Here is an 18,361-nt window from a genome sequence, read left to right on the forward strand (position 1 = left end):
GGGGCTGAAATTTCAAAATACGAAAAGAAAATCGGGCAAATCGTGAAGCGGGGCAACAGGGCCCCTCTGACGACGTGAGTATTTCAGCAGCCTGTTAAGGGAACCGGGAATCTGGGAACGCATGAATCTATATTAACTATTTTGTATATAAACACAGGACCGCACCATGAGACTTCACGATTGCACGTTCACCGACCAGAACACACCACGAACCGCCGCTTCGATCACTGTCCGATTACTTGACCTCGAAACCCAGATTCAAAGCCTGATGGTCGAGCACCATGAGACAACCGGGGCGCTGGCGCTGGCAGTCAACGACCTACGCACTGTCCGGGGTCGCCTTGCCCATGCTGCCAGCTTCAGCGGGTCGAACGATCCACGAATCCCGCAAGCCGTGCCCGGGATACCCTTTGGCATGGAACCACCAGCAAGGCCACGATGACCACTGAAGCCAAGACCCTAGACCGCACCACAAATGGCCTCAAACGCCCGGTTAGGCGGGTTCTTGGTGCATTGAATCGCGGGTCCTTTGGCTGAGATGGTCGAGGGTGGGGAATTTGCGACCTCGCCCGTTTAGAAAATACCTGCCCCCCATAAAAGGGTTATCCAGTTATCCACACCCAGAAACAAAGTTATCCACAGGCCAAGGCACTGCTTCAGCTTATGTTGGTAAGGATGTTGGTAATTTAGAAAAGAACCTCTGGAACCCGCATGAAATAAGGACGTTCTACGGACACCGCTTCCGCCAAGACACCACAAAAAACGCCCCTCTTCAGGGGCGTTTTGCATGGGGCAAACCTTTCAGTGCTTGCCCACCAGCATGGCTTCCACCAACTCCTGCACTGCCAAGGCTTCTTCGGCTGTGGCCAGTTTGTGCGGCTGGCCGCGCAACCACAAATCCACTTCACTCAACTGACGCTGCAGGGCGCTGGTGCGCGGGTCTTCGGTGCGCCAGTCCAAGGCCTCCACCCAAGGGCCGCCGTCTGAGCGCCAAAGTTGGTAAAACTCCCTGAACTGGTGGTTCGTGCGGCTGCCGCGCACCGTGACTTCTTGGCGGTCGGGCTGCTGGCCTCCGGTGGTGGCCATGACGGTGACGGGTTTGCCGTCGGCGGTGGTCAAGCGGGCCAGCATGTCCAGCTCGCACAGTGCTCTGTCTTGCGGGTAGCGCGGCAAGGCCTGCTGCAAAGTCAGCGGGCCCAAAAAGCGTCCGGCCAAAAACAGGAAATGCGAGATCACTTCGCGGGTGTAGCCCCCCTCCTCGCGCAAGCGCAGCCAATCGGCGTCTTTTTGCCAGGCGCGGGGCCAAGCGGGGTAGTTCACCACGATGTCGATGCCCAACAGCTCACCCGTTTCGCCCGCCACGATGGCGCGGCTCAGCTCTTCAAAGCCGCGCGACGCGGCCTGAGTGAAGTTGACCACGCCCGGTAAACGCGCTTGACGCAGTTGAGCAACCAGATCCCGGCTTTGCGCGTTGTCGGTACCCAGAGGTTTTTCCATGAACACGCCCTGCCCGGCCGCTGCGGCCTGCAAGGCGTAGGTTTTGCGCGGGCCAGGCGGGCAGGCCAGGTAGACCACATCGGCCCCAGCCATGGCGGCCTGCGCGTTGGGCGCAACGGTCACACCAGGAGCCATCTCCAGCGTTTTGCTCACGGATGCAGGCGATGGATCCCAAACGCCGCAGACTTCGAAGGCGGGATGCTGCAAAGCGTTTTCCAGCATGCGCCGGCCCATGATGCCCAACCCGATGATGGCCATTTTGTGTGTCATGTGATTCTCCTGTGGGTGGCAAGCTTAGCAAGGCTGCGGCACATGCGTGTCGCCTTTGCAATCTCCCATTCAATGAAAGCACGCTTGAGCTGTTGCTGTCGCGAATGGTGCAGACTGGTGCCATCCAAAGACGTTAAATGACCCTGTTCACTTATCACAGAGGAGATCGTCATGTTGCTTTCGCATTGGGTTCGCCGTTCAAACCGTCAAGCGACCCAGCTGCTGTTGGCCGCCAGCTGCTGCGCTGCAGCACTGATGCCAGCTTGGGCTCAGAACCCAACAGACCCAGCCAAGAGCCGTGTTCAAACGATGGCCCAGTCTCAAACGCCCGCCTTGCTGGACACCCTCAAAACCTTGGTCTCCATCGAGTCGGGCAGCCGGGATCTGGAAGGTCTTGAAAAAATCAGCCAGTTGATTGGGCAGCGATTGCAGCAATTGGGCATGGAGGTCAAGACCATTCCCACGCAGGCCCCGGACTTCCACCCTCAGCTCAAAGGTGCCAAGCTGGGTTCGGTGGTGATGGGGACCAAAAAAGGCAAGGGCCAAAAGAAAGTCCTGTTGATCGCGCACATGGACACTGTCTATTTGAAGGGCATGGTGGCCAAACAACCTTTCCGCATCGATGGCAACCGGGCTTATGGCTTGGCCATTTCTGACGACAAAGGGGGCGTGGCCTTGATTTTGCACACCGTCCAGATGCTGCAGGATTTGGGTTTTGACGATTACGCCGAACTCGCTGTGGCCATCAACGGTGACGAAGAAGTCGGCTCTGCGGGCTCCAGCGCCTTGCTGGTTCGGTTGGGTGAGGAATACGATGCGGTGATGTCATTTGAAGGCGGCGGTGTCGACAAAGACATGGTTCGCCTGGCCACCAGCAGCATTGCCATTGTGGAGATGAAAGTCACCGGAAAAGCTTCTCATGCCGGCGCCAACCCCGAAGGCGGGCGCAATGCGGTCTACGAATTGGCGCACCAAATGCTGAAGACCCGCAACTTTGGCGACCCTGCCAAGGGGCTCAAAATCAACTGGACCGTGGCCCGAGGTGGCGATGTCCGCAATGTGATTCCAGCTTCAGCCAGCGCCATTGCCGATGTGCGATCGCTGTCCAACAAGGACCTGGATTTGATGGAGGCCAGCCTGAAAGAAGCCGTCAAGGACAAGTTGATCCCAGACACCCAAATTGATTTGAGTTTTTACAGAAGCCGCCCGGCCTTTGAAGCCACTCAAGCTTCTCGAGTCATGGCTCAGCATGCCTTGGGCATTTTTCAGGAAATCGGCCAAAGCCTGTTGGTTCAAGAACGTGCCACAGGAGGAGGCACAGATGCCGCGTTTGCCGGGCTGCGCCCCAAAGGGGGTGTTCTGGAGAGTTTTGGACTGCGCGGCTTTGGAGCCCACTCGAACGACGACGAGTACATTTTCATCGACTCGATCGCGCCACGGCTGTATTTGTCCACACGCATGGTGATGGATGTGGGCAGTGGCAAAGTCAAATGGTAAAAAGCACCCGAATGTTGAATCCGTAAGGCCCCGAGCCCTCCACACCGACTTTTTGATGGGAATAAACACCATGCCACGTCATTTGATCTTTTCTGCTTTGTGGGCCCTCGCCAGCCTGCTGGCGCCTCTGTCTGAAGCTTCCGCGCAGGACTTCCCACCCAAAAAAACCATCAGCATGGTCGTGGGTTTTGTACCCGGCGGGGCAGCCGACACGGGTGCCCGCATCATCGCCAAAAAACTGGGTGAGAACCTGGGGGTTGCCGTCACGGTTGAAAACAAAGCCGGTGCCGGCGGCAACATTGCCCACCAATACACGGCCACAGGCCTCGCGGACGGCAGTGTGCTCCTGTTCGGCTCGGTCGGCCCGCTCAGCATTGCCCCCAACATGATGAAGCTGCCCTACGACCCGGTGAAAGACCTGGCCCCACTGACCATGGCCGTGAATTTTCCCAACGTGCTGGTGGTGCACCCTGGCACGGGCATCAAGACGTTCGCCGAGTTCATCGCCGCCGCCAAAAAAGACCCCGGCAAGCTCGATTTCGCATCCACCGGCCCTGGCTCTGCCTCGCACCTGGCCGGGGAGTTGCTCAACGACATGGCCAAAATCGACACGCTGCATGTGCCCTACAAAGGCGGTGCAGCGGCCCTGCAGGACTTGCTGGGTGGTCGCGTGGCCGCTTGGTATGCCACTTTTGCCACGGCAGCGCCTCACATCGAGGCAGGCAAAGTGATTCCTCTGGCCAGCACCGGCACTCAGCGTTTGGGGGGCTTGCCCCAGGTTCCGACCATCGCCGAGTCGGGCTACCCAGGCTTCAGCGCCACCAACTGGTATGCCTTTGTCGCCTCCTCCAAGGTTCCCGCCCCCATTCTGGACCGCTGGAACGTGGAGTTGGTCAAAGTTTTGTCGGCCCCCGATGTGGTGGAGCAGTTGAACAAGCACGGCCTGGTGCCCATGCCTGGCTCGCGTGAGGATCTGGCCCGTTACATGGCCAAGGAAACCGCCACTTGGGGCCGCATCATTCGGGAACGAAAAATAGTGAGCCAGTAAAGCGCATTGGCAAACACCACAAATGACCCGGGCTTATGTCATTCCAATAATTCGATAAAATCGTCACTATGGAAAAAAACCAAAGCCCTTTTGCTTCAGCTTATCTGCGATTTTTGCAGTTGGCCAAGGTGGTCCAAGCCTTGCCCGACGGCCAGGAAATGGACGCCAACGAGTCGGCTTTGCTGCAATCGGTGGTGTTGCGCTGGTACGAAAACGAGCCCATGACCGTGCGCGAGGCCATTGGTTTGGCTCAACTGGGCTCGCCCGCCACCTTGCACAAGCGCATCACGCGCCTGCGCGAAAAAGACATGCTCAGCACTTTGAACCAGGAAGGTGACCGACGCGCCAAATTCCTGATCCCCACCCAGCGCACGCTGGACTACTTCCAGCATCTGGGCCAATCCATGCAGCAGGCTCACCAAAGCCCGACCGCATGAGCACCTCCGTACGAAATGGCTTTGAAAAAACAGCGCTGACACTCATCAGCGCTGTTTTGTTTGTGGGATTCTTTCAACTCAACAAGTGGGCCTTTTCCATTTTCGAGTACAGCGAAGGCATCAGCTGGGTGTTTTTGCCAGCAGGCTTTCGGGTGATTTTGGTGCTGGTCATGGGCTTGCCGGGTGCCCTGGGATTGATGCTGGGCAGCTGGTTCATCGACCGGGAACTGTTCACGCAAAGCGGTGCCACACTGGCGTTTTTGAACGGCGTGGTGGGGGGCTTGACACCTTGGCTGGTGTTGAAATACCTGACCTACCGTCAGTGGCTGAGTCCCCATCTGCAATCGCTGAATGTGCTGCAGCTGCTGAACATGACCTTGATTTTTGCAGCAGCCAGCGCTTTGACGCACCAGCTGGTGTGGTTGCTGCTGGAGCGGCCGCACCTGAATATTTGGGTGGACATCTGGCCCATGTTTGTGGGCAACGCCTTGGGGGCCTTGTTGATGCTCTACGGCTTCAAGTTTGTGCTCGACCGGGTGCGACGCAAAGCCTGACGCCCCCCCATCTATCGGCCCGTGCGCCTCACTTGCCTTCAGCCAAAAAAAGCGCCTGCAAATCACTTAAAAAATCAAAACCCCTGTCTGTCGGCCAAACCCGGTGCAGGTCTCGCCCGATCAAGCCCAGTTTTTCAGCATCCGCCAGACCTTTCTGGATGCTGGTCATGGCCAGGCCCGTGCGGTCCACGTAATCGGCCAAATCAAAACCACCGCGCAAACGCAGTGCGTTGAGCATGAACTCAAAGGGCAAGTCCTGGCGCGAGACCTCGGTGCTTTGCGTGACGGGCTCGCCCTGCATGGCCTGCTGCATGTACAGCGCGGGTTCACGGTAACGCACTTGCCGCAGCACGCGGTGTGCAAAACTGAGCTTGCTGTGCGCCCCGGCACCAATGCCCAAGTAGTCGCCAAACTGCCAGTAGTTCAGGTTGTGCGCGCAGGGGTGCCCCGGCTTGGCGTAGGCCGACACTTCGTACCTTTCCAAGCCCGCCAAGGCCGTCAGCTCGGTGATGCGGTCCATCATGTCGTACGCCAAATCGTCCTCGGGCAAGGCGGGCGGGAACTTGGCGAACACCGTATTGGGCTCGATCGTGAGGTGGTAGATCGAGATGTGCGGCGGCGCAAAGGCCAGCGCGGTCTGGATGTCTTGCGTCAAACCCTCGATCGTCTGGCCCGGCAAGGCATACATCAGGTCCAGGTTGAAGGTGTCGAACACTTGCGCCGCTTCGGTCACTGCGGCCAAGGCCTGGTCGCGGTTGTGCACACGGCCCAAGGCTTTCAGGTGCGCATTGTCAAAACTTTGCACGCCAATCGACAAACGGGTGATGCCCGCTTGGCGGAAGGCCTTGAAGCGGTCTTTCTCGAAGGTGCCGGGGTTGGCTTCCATGGTGATTTCGGCGTCAGGCGCCAAGCGCACGCGGGCACGGATGCCACCCACCAATCGGTCAATCGCTTCGGGCGAAAACAGGCTGGGCGTGCCACCACCCAAAAACACGGTCTGGATGCTGCGGCCCCAGATCAGCGGCAAGCTGGCTTCCAGGTCGGCGAACAGTGCGTTGATGTAGGCGTCTTGCGTCGATACCGGGTCGGCGCCTTCGCGGAATTCGTGCGAATTGAAATCGCAATACGGGCACTTCTTGATGCACCAGGGCAGGTGCACATACAGCGACAAGGGCGGCAGGCTGCTCAGCTGCAACACGCCTGGGCGCATGGCGTGCACCAGATCCATCGTGTCGCTCATGGCTGGCTCACGCGGCAGAACCATCGAGCCAGCGCTCGCGCATCAGCGCCAGCATGGCTTGTGCGGCGCGGCCCCGGTGGCTGTGGGCGTTTTTGACCTCAGGCGGCAGCTCGGCAAAGGTCTTTCCGAACTCAGGCAAAAACATGACCGGATCGAAACCAAAGCCGTTGCTGCCCCGGCGCTCAGGGGTGATCTGCACCACAACCCGGCCCACCGCAATCAGCGGCTCCGGGTCATCGGCGCTGCGCAGCGCCACCAAGGTGCTGACCATGGCGGCACGGCGGTTGGTGATGCCCTGCATTTGTTCCAGCAAGGCGCTTACATTGGTGTCGTCCCCCTTGGGATAGCCGAAGCGGGTGGCGTAGTAAGCCGTGTCCACACCCGGCTGGCCGCCAAAGGCGTCCACGCACAAACCCGCGTCGTCGGCCAGGGCGGGCAAGCCGCTCAGCTGCGCAGCGTGGCGCGCTTTAGCCAAAGCGTTTTCAACGAATGTCTTGAAGGGCTCTGCCGCCTCAGGGATGTTCAGCTCGGACTGGCGCACCAGCGTCATGCCCAGCGGCGCAAACAGGGTTTGCAACTCGGCCAGTTTGCCCGCGTTGTTGGAGGCCAGAACGATTTTCATGAACGGGCGGTGTCAGGCGCTGAAAGTCAAGGTGTGGGGGGCGTCGTGCGCCTGCTTTTGCAGCTGCACCAGCTGCGCAATGCCTTTTTCGGCCAGGGCCAACATGCGGTCCATCTCGGCACGGGTAAAGGCCACACCCTCGGCCGTGCCCTGCACTTCTACAAAGTTGCCCGCGCCGGTCATGACCACGTTCATGTCGGTGTCGCAGGCCGAGTCTTCGGGGTAATCCAAGTCCAGCAAGGCGGTGCCGTTTTTAAGGCCCACCGAGATCGCGGCCACGCGGTCGATGATGGGCGACTCGCTGAGTTTGCCGGTCTTCATCAACCAGTTCACGGCGTCTTGCGCCGCCACAAAAGCGCCCGTGATGCTGGCGGTGCGGGTGCCGCCGTCGGCCTGCAGCACATCGCAGTCGAGGTGGATGGTGCGCTCGCCCAGTTTTTTCAGATCAAACACGGCCCGCAGCGAGCGGCCAATCAAACGCTGGATTTCTTGTGTGCGGCCGCTTTGCTTGCCGCGTGCGGCTTCGCGGTCGCCCCGGGTGTGGGTGGCGCGGGGCAGCATGCCGTATTCGGCCGTGACCCAACCCTCGCCGCTGCCTTTTTTGTGGCCCGGCACCTTTTCTTCGACCGAAGCGGTGCACAGCACGCGGGTCTGACCAAACTCAATGAGCACCGAGCCTTCGGCGTGCACGGTGTAACCGCGGGTGATGCGCACAGGGCGCAGGGCGTCGGTAGTGCGACCGGTTCGGACGTGAGAAACAGGGGTGTTCATGGTGGCGCAAAAAGGGTGGTGACGGCCCTGCCCATTCAAGTGCAGACGGGGCGGGCCTGAGAGTTTGAGATAATGCCTCGTTTCATGCCAAGCCGTCAGGCCGGGCATTTGCAGCGTGTCATGGCCAATGGGGCCAGGCGCTGTCACAAGGAACTTGATCGATGCCAGTTTACAGTATGACCGGATACGCCAGCGTGCAGCACAGCCCGCTGGCCGCAGACGGCGAAGTCCCTGCCAGCCCGGCCGCCACAGCCCGGTTGGGCCTGGAAATCCGCTCGGTCAACAGCCGCTTTTTGGACCTGAGTTTTCGCCTGCCTGAAGAGCTGCGCCAGCTCGAACCGGGTCTGCGCGAGCTGATCACGCGCCAGATCAAACGCGGCAAAGTCGAAGTGCGGGCCAGCCAGGATGCGGGCGATGGTGCCACCCTGCAAGCCCCCAACCACCAAGCCCTGCAAAAAATCGCGGCCCTGCAAGACAAAATTCAGGATTGGCTGCCCGAAGCCCGACCCTTGAGCGTGGCCGACGTGCTGCGCATGACGGCGGGCCACTCGGGCCAGGCCGCGCCCGACGAAGCGGCCTGGATGCAACTGGCCACCCAAGCGGTGGAAGCCCTGCGCGAAGCCCGCGCCCGCGAAGGTGCCCGCCTGACCGAGATGCTGCAAAGCCACATTGAGCAGCTGCGCGGCTTGGCGGAACAGGCCGTGCCGCTGGTGCCGCAACTGGTCGAGCAACAGCGCCAACGCTTTTTGGAGCGCTGGAAAGACGCCATGGCTCTGGCCGACGGCAGCCACTTGCCCGAAGCCGCGCAAGACCGGGCGCTGACCGAAGCCACCGCGTTTGCCATACGTATCGACGTGGCCGAGGAACTCACCCGCCTGCGCTCGCACCTGGACGAACTCTCGCGCCTGCTCACCAAGGGCGGCGACATTGGCAAGCGCCTGGACTTCCTGATCCAGGAGCTGCACCGCGAAGCCAACACCTTGGGCTCCAAGTCGGCCGTGCTCGAGATGACCCGCATCTCGGTGGACATGAAGGTGCTGATTGAGCAAATGCGCGAACAAGTCCAGAACATCGAATAAAGAAGCCCAGCATGGATTACCCCGGAAACCTGTTTGTCGTGGCCGCCCCCAGCGGGGCCGGCAAATCCAGCCTGGTCAAGGCCTTGATGGAGCTGGACGCTCGCGTGCAGCCCACCGTCTCGCACACCACCCGTGCCCCCCGGGGCCAGGAAAAACATGGCCGCGAATACTTTTTTGCCTCAGCGCAAGAGTTTGACGCCATGGTGCTGGGCGACGCCTTTGTCGAGTGGGCCCATGTACACGGCCAGCGCTACGGCACGTCGAAAAAAATGATCGAAGACCGCATGGCCCAAGGGGCCGATGTGATTTTGGAAATCGACTACCAGGGCGCCTTGCAGATCAAGAAGATGTACGCCAATGCGGTACTCATTTTCATCTTGCCGCCCAGCTGGGAAGAGTTGCGCTCGCGCCTGGAGCGCCGGGGCGAGGATGCACCCGACATCATCGAGCTGCGCCTGCAAAACGCGGCCATCGAGATGGCCCAGGCCCCAGAATTCGACTTCGTTATAATCAATGAAGTATTTGACCGTGCTTTGTTTGACCTGAAAGCGGTTGTTCACGCTCAGCGTCTCAAGTACCACGTTCAGCGCCGTGCCCGGCCTGACACATTTCAAGCCCTCAAGATGGCTTGACTCCCCGCACAGACATTTTCAAGGAAAACTCATGGCCCGCATCACTGTTGAAGATTGCCTGGAACAGATCCCCAACCGCTTTCAGCTGGTTTTGGCCGCCACATACCGCGCCCGCATGCTGAGCCAGGGCCACACCCCCCGCATCGAGAGCAAAAACAAGCCCGGCGTGACCGCCTTGCGCGAAATTGCTGCAGGCAAAGTGGGCATCGAGATGCTCAAGCGCGTGTCCTGAAACACAGCCACCTGGCCCGGCCTGGCCGCCGCCAGACCTGAAAACGCCCCTTTATGGGGCTTTTTTTTGGCTTTTTTCAAGCTTGCCAAAGCTTACGTTACATTGATGCCATGAGCTCCGTCCTTCCCAAAACCCCCAAAGCTGGCTCCAGTCGCCCCAAAGCGCCTGACCCGGCGGCTGCCAATGCGGCAGCCGCCAGCTTTGCCGTGCTGGAGGCGCAACTGGGCTACCTGAGCGACACCGACACCGACATGGTGCGGCGGGCCTACAAATACGCCGACGAAGCCCACCTGGGCCAAATGCGCAAAAGCGGCGAACCCTACATCACCCACCCGATCGCGGTGGCTGGTTTGTGCACCGAATGGAAGCTCGACGCCCAGGCACTGGCTGCCGCCTTGCTGCACGACGCCATGGAAGACTGCGGCATCACCAAGGTCGAATTGATCGAGCGTTTTGGCTCATCCGTGGCCGAACTGGTCGATGGCTTGACCAAGCTGGACAAGCTCGAATTCAACACCCGCGAAGAAAACCAGGCCGAGTCCTTTCGCAAGATGCTGCTGGCCATGGCCCGTGATGTGCGTGTCATCCTCATCAAGCTGGCCGACCGCACCCACAACATGCGCACCATGTCCGACATGCCGCGCAGCAAGTGGGGCCGCATCGCCTCCGAAACCCTGGAAATCTACGCCCCGATCGCCCACCGCCTGGGCCTGAACCAGATTTACCGCGAACTGCAAGACCTGTCTTTCAAACACCTGCTGCCCTGGCGCTACGCGGTGCTGTCCAAGGCCGTCTCGCGTGCACGCAACCGCCGCCGCGACCTGATCCAGAAAGTTCAAGCCGATGTGGAGGCCGTGTTTGCCCAGGCCCACATGGATGTGCGCATCAGCGGCCGCGAAAAAACCCTTTACTCCATCTACAAAAAGATGGACGAGAAACACCTGAGCTTTGCGCAGGTGACCGACATTTACGGTTTTCGGGTCATCGTGCCCACGGTCATCGACTGTTACACCGCTTTGGGTTTGTTGCACCAAATCTACAAGCCCGTGCCGGGCAAGTTCAAGGACCACATCGCCATTGCCAAGGTCAACGGTTACCAGTCGCTGCACACCACACTGGTGGGGCCATCTGGCGTGAACGTGGAATTCCAGATGCGCACCGAGCCCATGCACCTGGTGGCCGAATCGGGCGTGGCCGCGCACTGGCTCTATAAGGAACACGAGTCGGCCAGCGCCCAGTCTGAGCGCCTGGGCACGCAATGGCTGCAATCGCTGCTCGACATCCAGACCGAAACACGCGACGCGGCCGAATTTTGGGACCACGTCAAGGTCGACCTGTTCCCCGATGCGGTGTATGTCTTCACCCCCAAGAGCCAGATCATGGCCTTGCCACGGGGTGCCACCGTGGTGGACTTTGCTTACGCCATCCACAGCCGTGTGGGCGACCGCGCGATGGCCGCCCGCATCAATGGCGACCAGGTGCCGCTGCGCACCGAACTCAAAAATGGCGACGTGGTTGAGGTGATCACCGCGCCCGTGTCGGCCCCCAACCCAGCTTGGTTGGGCTTTGTGCGCACCGGACGCGCCCGCTCCAAGATCCGCCACCACCTCAAGACCATGGCGCAAACCGAGTCGGTAGGCCTGGGCGAAAAACTGTTGGCGCAGGCTTTGCGTGCCGAAGGCATCGACCAGCTGCCCGCCAACGACGAGGCGCACCATGCGCTGTGGGAGAAATTGCTGCGCTTCACAGGCAACCGCAATCAAGCCGATTTGCTGATGGACATTGGCTTGGGCAAACGCATCGCCACCATCGTGGCCAAGCGTTTGACGGCGCTGCTGTCCGAGTTGGGCCAAAAACCCGATGCGCTGCTGATGACCCGTGAACGCTTTACGGCGCACGAGTCCATCTCGCAAGGCGCCATCACCCTGGACGGCAGCGAAAACGCATCGGTGGTGTATTCACGTTGCTGCCGCCCCCTGCCCGGTGACGACATCGTGGGCTACTTGGGCCGCGGCGAAGGCCTGGCCGTGCACACACGCGATTGCGCCACCGCCCGCAAGCTGGAGCACAAAGACAGTGAACGCTTCATTGGCGTGGAGTGGTCGGACGAATTGAGCCGCAGCTTCGAGACCGCCATCACCGTCACAGTGGTCAACGGCAAAGGCGTGCTGGCCCGAGTGGCGGGCGCTTTGGCCAGTGGTGAAACCGACATCGTTCACGTGGACATGGGGCAAGAGACCCCCCAGGACACGGCCGAGTTGAAGTTCGTGGTGGCCGTGCGCGATGCGGCCCACCTGGAGCAGGTGCTGCGCCACCTCAAACGCACCCCCTCGGTCATCAAGGCCGAGCGCCAAACCAACAAAGGCCATTTGCCAGGCTGATCTCAGCGCGGCTTGCGCCCGAACGGCTTCAAGACCGATCAGAGTGCAGCCGGGTAGCTCACCTTCAGCACCTCGATGTCGATCACGCCTGCAGGCGTGAGCAGCTTGAGCTCATCGCCTTCGCGTGACTTGAGCAAGGTGCGTGCAATCGGCGAGACCCAACTGACCTGGCCTTGCAAACTGTCGGCCTCGTCGATGCCCAAAATGGTGACCGTGCGCTCGGTGCCTAAGGCCTCAGCGTAGGTGACCGTGGCCCCAAAGAACACCTGGTCGCTGCCGTGGTGCACCACAGGGTCCACCACTTCCGCCATCTCCAGCCGCTTGGTCAAAAAGCGGATACGGCGGTCGATCTCGCGCAAACGTTTTTTGCCATAAAGGTAATCGCCGTTTTCTGAGCGGTCACCGTTGCTGGCCGCCCAATGCACGATCTCGACCACTTTGGGCCGCTCGTCGTCGATCAGGCTGAACAGCTCGGCCCGCAGCCGGGCGTAGCCGCCTGGCGTCATGTAGTTGCGCGCACCCGCCGGCAAAGCCGGCAAACCCAGCTCTTCGTCATCGTCACCGTCGGACTCTTTGGTGAAGGCTTTGCTCATGTTCAGGTGTTCAAGGGCAAAAATACGGAACGCCAGAAAGGGCCATGCTTTGGGGACCCATGTTTTGGCGTGCGCAAATAGAAAAAGCCCACAACTTTCGTTGTGGGCTTTCTAATTTTTGGTGCGGCTGGCAGGAATCGAACCCACGACCCCTTGGTTCGTAGCCAAGTACTCTATCCAGCTGAGCTACAGCCGCATCATGCTTCGAATTATAGCAAGCTTTTGAGGGCACTTTCGGGCTGCCCATCAATTTATTGCCAAGACACGGCCGACATGTCGTTTGCAAAAATCGGAGAGCTCGACCACAGGCCTTTGAGGCCTTTGCGGTAAACCGCTGTGTTGGTGGCGTTGAACAGGAACACGTTGACCGCATCTTTGGCGATCATGCGCTGCATGTCACCAAACAGCTGGGTGCGTTCTTTGGCACCTGTGGTGGCCGCGTGTTTGGCCGCCAAGTCACGGAAAGCCTTGCTGTCGTAACCCCAGTAATACTGGGGGTTGGCGTAAGTCATGTAGTCCAAAGGTTCGACGTGGTTGATCACCGTCAGATCAAAGTTGCCCTTGAAGGTGCCGCCCAGCCACTGCGCCCATTCCACGTTTTCGATTTTGGCCACGATGCCTACCTTGGCCAGCTGCGCGGCCAAAATCTCGCCGCCCTTGCGGGCATAGGGCGGAGGGGGCAAAGTCAAGGTCACGTTCAGTGGGGTTTGCACCCCGGCTTCCTTGAGCAGGGCCTTGGCTTTTTCGGGGTCGTAGGCATAGGTGTTGCTCAACTCGACATAGCCCGCATCGGTGGGGGCCATGTGGCTGCCAATAGGTTTGGCCAAGCCTTCAAACACACCGTCGATGAAAGCTTTCTTGTCGACCGCGTGCGACAGGGCACGGCGCACGCGCACATCGTCAAACGGCTTTTTGCGGTTGTTGATGGTCATGATGCCCTTGCCGGCCGTGCTGCCCAACTCGACCACAAAGCGCTTGTCTTTCTGGAACTGCTGCAGGCTTTGCGGCGACTGGAAACGGGGCATGCCGTCAATATCGCCAGCCAGCAAGGCGGCCACTTGGGCGGCCGAATCGTTGATAAAGCGGAAAGTGACCTTCTTCACCTTGATGGCGTTGGCATCGCGAAAGCCATCCCACTTGGACAAAGTCACCGCCGTGCCTTTAGCCCAATTGTCGAGTTTGTAGGGGCCTGTGCCCACAGGCTTGGTGGCGGCGCTGGCCGCGCTGTCCGGGTGCAGGATCACAGCCGTGTTCTCGCCCATGCGGAACAAAAAGTTGCCGTCCGGGTTGGTCAGCACCAGCACCACGGTGTGTGCATCGGGTGTGGAGATGTGGGTGATGTTGTTGAACACCGCGCCCTTGGCCTTGTTGGTGCTCTTGGCGTCTTTGGCCCGCTCGAAGCTGAACTTGACAGCGGCAGAGTCGAATGGCGCACCATCAGAAAACTTCACACCCTTGCGCAATTTGAAGGTGTAAGCCTTGCCGTCAGCGTCCATTTTCCAGCTCTCGGCCAGCAAAGGGGTAATTGAGCCATCGACGTTGATTTTGGTCAGGCCCTCCAAGATGTTGTAGTGCACCACTTCGCCGATGGCGGCAGCTGGGGCCATGGTCGGGTCCAGGCTGGTGGGCTCCAGGATCATGCCGAGCGTGACGGTGTCTTTGCGCGACTGGGCTTGCGCCTGCAAAGGCGCAGCCACCAAGCTGGCGACCAACACGGCCGCCGAGCTCAAAGCGAGGGTGCGACGGGTCAGGCAAGAACTATTTTTCATGGGGGTCTCCTGTTAAAAAAATCAAGCCGCCCGGCCAGGAATGGCTGCCAGCAACTTGCGCGTGTAAGGGTGTTCGGCATGCTCAAAAATCTGCTGCGCAGGACCGTGTTCTACCACACGACCTGACTGCAACACCAGCACATCGTCACACATCAAATTGACCACCGCCAGGTCGTGGCTGACGAACAAATAACTCAGGCCGTAGCGGTCTTGCAGGTCCATCATCAGGTTCAGCACCTGCGCCTGCACCGACACATCGAGTGCACTGACCGGCTCATCGGCCACGATCAGGGCGGGGCGGGTGATCAAGGCGCGGGCAATCGCAATGCGCTGGCGTTGCCCACCCGAAAACTCGTGCGGGTATTTGTCGAGGTCTGCGGTTCTGAGGCCGACTTCGTTCAGAGCCTCAGCGGCGCGGTCGCGCAGCTCGGCTTGACTGTCGGCGCGGTCGCGCAGCTCGGCTTTACTGTCGGCCCGGTCGTGCCATTCGGATCGGCCGCCTGAAGCATGTTGCAGGGTCCGTATCGGCTCGGTCACGATGGCCAGCACCTTTTGGCGCGGGTCCAGCGAGCCATACGGGTCCTGAAACACCATCTGAAAACCACTGCGCAAATGGCGCAGCGCTTGCCCGTGGGTCTGGTGCACATCCACCCCTTGGAACACCACCTGCCCCTCGGTGGGCGTGTCCAGGGCCATGACCAGCCGCGCCAGCGTGGACTTGCCCGACCCTGACTCGCCCACGATGCCCAAACTTTTACCCGGCTGCAGGGCGAAGCTCACGTCCGACAAAGCCTGCAATGCCCCTGCGGGTTGAAACAAACCCGCGCGGGGCAAGGCAAAGCGCCGTCCCAAGTGCTTTCCCTCGAGCAGAGGGGCAGATGTGGGCGGCACGCTCATGGCAGCCTCCAGCGCGGGCAACTGACCACATGGGGTGCATCACCCGTGGTTTCGCGGTCGATGCTTTCAGCCTGTGGCGGTGTGTGGCGGCAATCTTCCACCGCCAAACTGCAGCGATCAGCAAACGCACACCCCGCCGGAAAATCAATCAGCTCGGGCACGCTGCCGGGGATGGTGGTCAAACGTGTGCCGCGTGCCAAGCCCAAACGCGGCCGCGCCGCAAACAGGCCCCGCGTGTAAGGGTGCGCCCGGTGCGCAAACAGCTCGGGCGTGGCCGCACTCTCGACCACCGCGCCGCCGTACATCACCATCACGCGGTCCACTTGGTCCTGCATCAGACCCAAGTCGTGGCTGATCAAGAGCAAGCCCATGCCATCTTCGCGCACCAGTTGTTGGATCAGCGCCAGCACTTCTTTTTGGACCGTGACATCGAGCGCGGTGGTGGGTTCGTCGGCAATCAGCAGGTCGGGGCTGCAGGCCAGCGCGATCGAGATCATCACGCGCTGGCGTTGCCCGCCCGAAAGTTCGTGCGGATAGGCGTCAAGCCGCTCTCGCGCCCGGGGCAGCTGCACGCGCTCGAGCAATTGCAGGGCGCGGGCTTTGGCATCGCTGGCACTCATGTGTTGGTGCAGGCGCAAGGGCTCAGCAATCTGCTTCCAGATCGGGTGCAAGGGGTTGAGCGCCGTCATCGGCTCCTGGAAGATCATGGCCATGCGAGCACCGCGCAGCTGGCACAACTGCGGCTCGGGCAGACCCACCAGCTCTTGGCCTTTCAATGTGATGGAGCCGCTCACGCGGGCGCGCTCAGGCAACAGGCCCATCAGGGCCAAAGCGGTGAGCGATTTGCCGCTGCCGCTCTCACCAATCAGCCCCACCGTCTGGCCGCGTTCCATGCGCCAAGACACGCCACGCAGGGCCTGTGCCCAACCCCGGGCCGTGGGCAGGCTCACGCGCAAATCATCGACTTGCAGCAAAGGTTTGGCGCTTGAAAGATCGCTCATGTTCACCTCTGCCGCGCCAGCCGAGGGTCGAGCACATCGCGCAATCCATCGCCCAGCAAATTCAGCCCCAGCACCGCCAAAGCGATGGCCGCACCCGGGTACACCGCCAACATGGGGGCCTGGAACATCTGCGACTGCGCTTCATTGAGCATGCGGCCCCAGCTGGGTTGCGGCGGCTGGGTGCCCAGGCCCAAATAAGACAAAGCCGCCTCGGCCAGGATGGCGATGGCGAACTGGATGGTGGCCTGCACGATCAGCACGCTGGCGATGTTGGGCAGAACATGCGTGAGTGTGATGGCCAGCGGGCCCTGGCCTGCGGCGCGGGCAGCTGCGGTGAAGTCGCGCGCCCACACCGCGTTGGCCGCGCCACGCGAAATACGGGCAAACACCGGGATGTTGAAAATGCCAATGGCCACGATGCTCACCACCAGGCCTGGCCCATAGATCGCCGTGAGCATGATGGCCGACAACAAGGCCGGAAAGGCGAAGGTGAAGTCCGAGGCGCGCATGATGAGCTCTTCCACCCAGCCGCGCCGCGCCGAAGCCAGCAAGCCCAAAGGCACACCCACACCCAGGCCAATGCCCACCGCAATGAAGCCCACCAGCAAGGAATTTTGGCTGCCCACCAAAAGCAAAGAACCGATGTCGCGCCCCAGGCTGTCGGTGCCCAGCCAATGCGCGGCGCTGGGCGAGGCCAGTTTGTTGGGGATGTCGATGTCGCCCACCGGGTAAGGCGACCAAAACAAAGACAGCACCGCACACAGCACCATCAGCAGCACCATGGCCCCGCCCGCCACAAAACTCGGGTGTCGCAAGGCGCGTCGCCAGAACGTGTGCTTATCCCGCATGGCCTGCCTTCAATCGCGGATCGATCCACGCATACAGCACGTCGATGCAAAAGTTGATCAGGATGACCAGCGCCGACAGCAACATGACCACATCGCGCACCACGATCAAATCGCGGTTGGCAATGGCCTGAAAAATCAGCCGCCCAATGCCGGGCAGCACAAACACGTTTTCAATCACGATGGCGCTGGTGATCAGGTTCCCGAACTGCAGGCCCATCACCGTGAGCACCGGGATCATGGCGTTGCGCAGCACATGACCCCACAGCACCTGACGGCGTGACAGGCCTTTGGCCCGGGCCGTGCGCACAAAATCTTCGCGCAAGGTGTCAAGCACAGCCGAGCGGGTCACTCGCGTCAGAATCGCCGTTTGCACCGCCGCCAGCGCCATGGCGGGCAAAAGCAAGGCCTTGATGCCCTCGCCCACCCCGCCACCATCGTCCTCGGACCAGCCCGGAAAGCCGCCCGCACTCACCCACTCCAAGTGCACCGCGAACAGCAAGATCAACAAAATGGCCAGCCAGAAATTGGGCAAGGCCAGGCCCAGTTGGCTGAGCGTCATCACGCCCACATCGCCCGCCTTGTTTTGCTGTGAAGCAGCGTAAATACCCAAGGCCAGCGCCAGCGCCACGGTCAGGCCCATGGCCATCACGGCCAGCGGCAGCGTCACCTGCATGCGCTCGGCCATCAACTGAGCGGTGGGGGTGTCGTAAGAGATGCTCAGACCCGTCTGCCCCTGCAGCATGCCGCCCATCCAACTCAGGTAACGGGCGGCCGCAGGCTGGTTCAGGCCCAATTTTTCTTCCATCGCGGCAATGGACTCGGGCGTGGCGGTTTCACCCAAAATGACCTGTGCGGCATTGCCAGGCAGCAACTCCAGCACGGCAAACACCACGACCGATGTGGCCAACAAGGTCAACACAAAGCTCAGCAACCGTCTCAAAACGAACAGGGGCACACGCTATCCTTAGGGTCTGTGAGCAACGATGAACAGGG

At 60.7% G+C, this 18,361-nt stretch carries 19 protein-coding genes and 1 tRNA gene; 9 read left to right on the forward strand and 11 right to left on the reverse strand.

Translation table 11 applies throughout. The features are described 5' to 3' along the window. The first annotated feature begins 166 nt into the window (after positions 1-166). Positions 167-442 carry a hypothetical protein gene (locus QZ190_RS13800; protein WP_291917264.1) on the forward strand — a complete coding sequence of 92 codons (276 nt, stop codon included), beginning with the start codon at positions 167-169 and terminating at the stop codon, positions 440-442. Between the two features lie 359 nt (positions 443-801). On the opposite strand, the gene QZ190_RS13805 is transcribed toward QZ190_RS13800, so the two are convergent. Further along, positions 802-1,767, reverse strand: coding sequence for a Gfo/Idh/MocA family oxidoreductase (locus QZ190_RS13805; protein WP_291917266.1), 966 nt, complete (start codon positions 1,765-1,767; stop codon positions 802-804). A gap of 171 nt (positions 1,768-1,938) precedes the next feature. Here QZ190_RS13805 and QZ190_RS13810 point away from each other — a divergent pair, with 171 nt between their 5' ends. The 4 genes from QZ190_RS13810 (at position 1,939) to QZ190_RS13825 (ending at position 5,303) form a co-directional block, all read left to right on the forward strand. Then, entirely contained in the window at positions 1,939-3,264 is a 1,326-nt protein-coding gene (locus tag QZ190_RS13810; protein ID WP_291917268.1) for a glutamate carboxypeptidase, read from the forward strand. A 70-nt stretch (positions 3,265-3,334) separates the two neighbouring features. Further along, positions 3,335-4,312: a tripartite tricarboxylate transporter substrate binding protein gene (locus QZ190_RS13815; protein WP_291917270.1), complete on the forward strand. Its 978-nt coding sequence runs from the start codon at positions 3,335-3,337 to the stop codon at positions 4,310-4,312. A gap of 68 nt (positions 4,313-4,380) precedes the next feature. Next, positions 4,381-4,749, forward strand: coding sequence for a hypothetical protein (locus tag QZ190_RS13820; RefSeq protein ID WP_291917272.1), 369 nt, complete (start codon positions 4,381-4,383; stop codon positions 4,747-4,749). Further along, positions 4,746-5,303 (forward strand): hypothetical protein, encoded by a 558-nt coding sequence (locus QZ190_RS13825; protein ID WP_291917274.1) that lies wholly within the window; start codon positions 4,746-4,748, stop codon positions 5,301-5,303. Before QZ190_RS13820 ends, QZ190_RS13825 begins: the two co-directional genes overlap by 4 nt. 28 nt (positions 5,304-5,331) lie before the next feature. On the opposite strand, the gene hemW is transcribed toward QZ190_RS13825, so the two are convergent. Genes hemW through rph form a run of 3 tightly spaced genes read right to left on the reverse strand, consistent with a single transcriptional unit; the run spans position 5,332 to position 7,936 of the window. Continuing rightward, positions 5,332-6,543, reverse strand: a complete 1,212-nt coding sequence (hemW, locus tag QZ190_RS13830; protein WP_291917276.1) for a radical SAM family heme chaperone HemW — start codon at positions 6,541-6,543, stop codon at positions 5,332-5,334. 7 nt (positions 6,544-6,550) lie between these two features. Next, complete coding sequence (gene rdgB, locus QZ190_RS13835) at positions 6,551-7,165, reverse strand: RdgB/HAM1 family non-canonical purine NTP pyrophosphatase (RefSeq protein WP_291917278.1); 615 nt, start codon at positions 7,163-7,165, stop codon at positions 6,551-6,553. 12 nt (positions 7,166-7,177) lie between these two features. Then, positions 7,178-7,936 (reverse strand): ribonuclease PH, encoded by a 759-nt coding sequence (gene rph / locus QZ190_RS13840; protein ID WP_291917280.1) that lies wholly within the window; start codon positions 7,934-7,936, stop codon positions 7,178-7,180. 161 nt (positions 7,937-8,097) lie between these two features. Between rph and QZ190_RS13845 the strand changes: the two genes are divergently transcribed. From QZ190_RS13845 to QZ190_RS13860, 4 genes are all read left to right on the forward strand, one after another. Next, a complete protein-coding gene (locus tag QZ190_RS13845) occupies positions 8,098-9,015 on the forward strand; it encodes a YicC/YloC family endoribonuclease (protein ID WP_291917282.1) in 918 nt (305 codons plus the stop codon). An 11-nt stretch (positions 9,016-9,026) separates the two neighbouring features. Then, positions 9,027-9,647, forward strand: a complete 621-nt coding sequence (gene gmk, locus QZ190_RS13850) for a guanylate kinase (RefSeq protein ID WP_291917284.1) — start codon at positions 9,027-9,029, stop codon at positions 9,645-9,647. Positions 9,648-9,678: 31 nt separating this feature from the next. Next, positions 9,679-9,879: a DNA-directed RNA polymerase subunit omega gene (gene rpoZ, locus QZ190_RS13855; RefSeq protein ID WP_062402588.1), complete on the forward strand. Its 201-nt coding sequence runs from the start codon at positions 9,679-9,681 to the stop codon at positions 9,877-9,879. Positions 9,880-9,989: 110 nt separating this feature from the next. Beyond that, the gene (locus QZ190_RS13860; protein ID WP_291917289.1) at positions 9,990-12,260 is read left to right on the forward strand and encodes a bifunctional (p)ppGpp synthetase/guanosine-3',5'-bis(diphosphate) 3'-pyrophosphohydrolase; all 2,271 of its coding nucleotides are present in this window, start codon (positions 9,990-9,992) and stop codon (positions 12,258-12,260) included. Positions 12,261-12,298: 38 nt separating this feature from the next. Here the strand turns inward: QZ190_RS13860 and greB are convergent, their stop codons facing one another. The 7 genes from greB to QZ190_RS13895 form a co-directional block, all read right to left on the reverse strand. Further along, the gene (gene greB / locus QZ190_RS13865) at positions 12,299-12,853 is read right to left on the reverse strand and encodes a transcription elongation factor GreB (RefSeq protein WP_291917290.1); all 555 of its coding nucleotides are present in this window, start codon (positions 12,851-12,853) and stop codon (positions 12,299-12,301) included. A gap of 119 nt (positions 12,854-12,972) precedes the next feature. Further along, positions 12,973-13,049, reverse strand: a tRNA-Arg gene (locus QZ190_RS13870). Between the two features lie 55 nt (positions 13,050-13,104). Next, a complete protein-coding gene (locus tag QZ190_RS13875) occupies positions 13,105-14,622 on the reverse strand; it encodes an ABC transporter substrate-binding protein (RefSeq protein ID WP_291917292.1) in 1,518 nt (505 codons plus the stop codon). A gap of 21 nt (positions 14,623-14,643) precedes the next feature. Beyond that, a complete protein-coding gene (locus QZ190_RS13880; protein WP_291917294.1) occupies positions 14,644-15,519 on the reverse strand; it encodes an ATP-binding cassette domain-containing protein in 876 nt (291 codons plus the stop codon). Beyond that, positions 15,516-16,520 (reverse strand): ABC transporter ATP-binding protein, encoded by a 1,005-nt coding sequence (locus QZ190_RS13885; RefSeq protein WP_291917296.1) that lies wholly within the window; start codon positions 16,518-16,520, stop codon positions 15,516-15,518. The genes QZ190_RS13880 and QZ190_RS13885 overlap by 4 nt, the downstream gene beginning before the upstream one ends. A gap of 2 nt (positions 16,521-16,522) precedes the next feature. Next, positions 16,523-17,368, reverse strand: coding sequence for an ABC transporter permease (locus tag QZ190_RS13890; protein WP_291917298.1), 846 nt, complete (start codon positions 17,366-17,368; stop codon positions 16,523-16,525). Continuing rightward, positions 17,358-18,323 (reverse strand): ABC transporter permease, encoded by a 966-nt coding sequence (locus QZ190_RS13895; protein ID WP_291917300.1) that lies wholly within the window; start codon positions 18,321-18,323, stop codon positions 17,358-17,360. Before QZ190_RS13895 ends, QZ190_RS13890 begins: the two co-directional genes overlap by 11 nt. Positions 18,324-18,361 lie beyond the last annotated feature (38 nt).

The organism is Limnohabitans sp. (assembly GCF_017848645.1).
Taxonomy (GTDB): Bacteria; Pseudomonadota; Gammaproteobacteria; order Burkholderiales; family Burkholderiaceae_C; genus Limnohabitans_A.